This is a genomic window from Breznakibacter xylanolyticus (assembly GCF_003254275.1).
Lineage (GTDB): Bacteria > Bacteroidota > Bacteroidia > Bacteroidales > Marinilabiliaceae > Breznakibacter > Breznakibacter xylanolyticus.
Window position 1 is genome coordinate 1 of the sequence record NZ_QKZK01000076.1, and the last position, 2663, is coordinate 2663.

Annotated in this window: 2 protein-coding genes; both read left to right on the top strand. The window is 32.8% G+C overall.

Annotated features, from left to right (window positions below):
• Nucleotides 1–285: hypothetical protein (locus LX69_RS18080; RefSeq protein ID WP_221621419.1), on the top strand; the 285-nt coding region annotated here is incomplete at its 5' end.
• A 749-nt stretch (nt 286–1034) separates the two neighbouring features.
• On the top strand, nt 1035–2564 hold the full coding sequence (locus tag LX69_RS17345; protein WP_111447286.1) for a PQQ-binding-like beta-propeller repeat protein: 1530 nt from the start codon (nt 1035–1037) through the stop codon (nt 2562–2564).
• Nucleotides 2565–2663: the final 99 nt, after the last annotated feature.

Genomic DNA, 2663 nt, shown 5'->3' on the forward strand with positions numbered 1-2663 from the left:
GCGGTTGTTCCCCTTCTTTTCATACCATCTTTTCACTACCTTCGTTTAAAGGTAATCGGTGCCAACCTTGGACTGTATCCCTGTGTGATGGCACCGTTTAAACCGGGCAACCGCTGGGAGACGCATTCGCTGCTTCGGTACAATGGCTCCCCAAGGGCGGTTGCCCTCTTTCAATCCCTCCCTTTGGGTTATTGCTTTTTGATGTGTTTTAGTTTTCCTCAAATCCCTTTACCTCTTTTATTTCAAATCTTCTGCTGCAAAACACATTATTTTACTTCTAATTAATTTTGCTTGCCCCTTTTTTTGTTAATTTTATTGCTTCTTCCACTTTAATTTTAAAGTGGATGTATCACCATTGGTGATATTAAATAGTTGTGCCCCATTTTAAAAAACAGAACAGAATTTCGTTAGAAAGAAGAACGCTTCTTTTGAGAAAAGTCGAGACTTGTTTTGAGCGGATAGAATAATTTGACAGAATCGAGAATGCCGATTGTTGGAAAGTGTCGAATCAATCGAGGAGATTTAATTCTGAATTGAGTCGAGTCTGAGAGTTGAATTGCTACTTGAAAGAAAATCTTTTACAGACTGGAAAATCGAGAATGACAAGAATGCGCATCGAGAGTCGATTGATTCTTTTGGAATGGATTTTCGATTGACCGTTGGACAGTTAAGCTGATTTGATTGGACTTTGAATTATCGAAAATTAGAAAGACTCGAAAACTGTTTTAAACAAAAAAGAATACCTTTGGTTTGCAGACCGAGAATTGAACTCTGATAGAAAACTGTCTATTTGAAGAATGGAATGTTGAGAGTTGAATCGCTTTTTGATTCTGATTTCACCGTTCGACATTGACTGGATTTCTACACGGAGGAAAACAAAAACGGGGCACAACATCGCATATACCTAATGGCGGTTTTACTGCACTTTGCAAGGCTTTTCGCCCGCTCAAACTTCTCCACGGTTTGACAGTTGAATCGCCCGCAATCCGCCACTAGGCATATGCATAACGTTGTGCCCAATTATACCAAATAGGATGAGAAGAACAATAAATTCAATAGCATTTTTATTAATAAGTTTGTTTTCATTTAGTCAAAATGGGAATATTGAAATTCAAATTTCAAAAAAAACAATAGGAAAAAGTCTCATTAATAACCAAGAAATCATTTCTGAAACTTTTACATTTCCCAATACTATTGAAAAATTGGAACTGAATTGTAATAAAAGAGAGATTGTTATTTATCTGCGTGGTGTTAGTTCAAATGGGAAATGGCTTGATAATGAGGGTGACTACATTCATTATGACTTAAAAGAAAAGAAAATCAGATGGACTAAAAGATTTTCATACAGTAAAATGAATTGGTATACGCAAACCGATAGTCTGATAGTATTTACAAGTGGTTTCAGAAGTTGGTTACTGGATTACAATACTGGAACACCTTCTTGGAAAACAAATAACAATATTTACTATTTAAGTCCTCAAATAAATGTTGGAATTGCTCATGGTTTTTTAGGGAATTATGGTGGTCCATTAATACGGGGTATTAATCTTGAAAATGGTCAAGAATTATGGCATGAAGAACTTGCAGACAATCAAGGATGGAAAAACATGATTCTACTGAATGACTCCATAGCCTTATTAGTTAGTAAAGGCATTACTTTATTAAACCTAAAAGCAGGTAAAATTTGGCAAAATACAGACATTATTAAAAGTAAGGAACCAGACAGCTATACCAAGCAATCATTTAATCTTTATAAAAGCATTTTGACATGTAATTTTAGTAAATACCAGAATGAGTATAATAGAAACACTTATGATGATATAATATTTGTAGATAGTGCTACTATTTATATAGTTACAAGTAATTTAATTTCAAGTATTTCTCTGGCAACAGGCGTATTAAATTGGGAAAAAGCTTTTAGTTCTCCTTATGAAAAAATGAATGTGACTGAAGATATTGATAAATTCTACATATTTCAAAAGGTTCCAAATGAAATTGGAACACTAACTAGTTATATTCTTTGTGTTAATAAATCAAATGGAGAAATTATCGATGAGAAATTATTCAACAACCAGATTGATGATTATAGTTTTATATCAAGTATGTTGTATTATATCAGTAACGGGGAAATTCATAAATATGACCTATTAACTAAAAAGGAAGAAATAATAAAGAATTATTCATCCGAATCAATAGGCAAATTCAAATGCTTTGTTGACGGTAAAAAGATTTACAAACTACAAGATGGTATACTAAAGCCCTATGAAAATGAAGTTGATAATGGAATACTAATTTTATCAGAATATAATGAACTAGTAGAATTGAATAGGGACTTATCTATTAACTCAAATCTAAATCGTAAAGACTTGTTTTTTCTACAAATAGATTCGGGTAATTATAAACTAGTGAATCAAGATAGTAACTCATATTTAATAAATGACAATGGCCAAATTATAGCAAAATTGAATATTACACCTAATGCAATAATTAAAAATGATATAGTTTTTGATTATACTGATAATGCATTGAATGTTTTTGATTTAGATAATTTGAATATTAAATAACTGGGCACAATATATAGGGATTTAAGCGGCATGTAATGCCTAGCGCGAATCCCAGGTTGAACTATATCCCGGATGTTCGGCTATGGATTTCTCAGCCGT